This is a genomic window from Pseudomonas sp. IPO3778 (assembly GCF_013386825.1).
Taxonomy (GTDB): Bacteria; Pseudomonadota; Gammaproteobacteria; order Pseudomonadales; family Pseudomonadaceae; genus Aquipseudomonas.
Map to the genome: position 1 here is coordinate 1 of NZ_JACARC010000130.1, position 329 is coordinate 329.

Annotated in this window: 1 protein-coding gene; it reads right to left on the minus strand. The window is 59.9% G+C overall.

Annotation, left to right across the window (positions count from 1 at the left end):
- The coding region (locus HX855_RS32885; RefSeq protein WP_178948063.1) for an alcohol dehydrogenase catalytic domain-containing protein at positions 1-253 on the minus strand (253 nt) is incomplete at its 3' end.
- Positions 254-329: the final 76 nt, after the last annotated feature.

Genomic DNA, 329 nt, shown 5'->3' on the forward strand with positions numbered 1-329 from the left:
CCCGGTCGCCGATGGCGAAGCGGCTGACGCCGTCACCCACCGCAACCACAGTACCGGCTGCATCGCTGACGGGAATCAGCGGCTTGGGCACCTTGTGGGGCTCGTAGATGCCGTCAACGATGGCCTTGTCCCGGAAGTTGAGGGATACGGCCCCCACCTTTACCAGCAGCTCTCCGGCCTTGGGTACGGGAGTCTCGGTATCGCCTTGCACCAGGTTGTCCAAACCGAAATCTTTCAGAAGCCACGCTTTCATTTTCTGTCTCCAGCAACGGTGAAGGGGTAGGGGAGGCAAGCGCCTCCTGTGTGCCTGGGCCATTATTTAGTTTTCA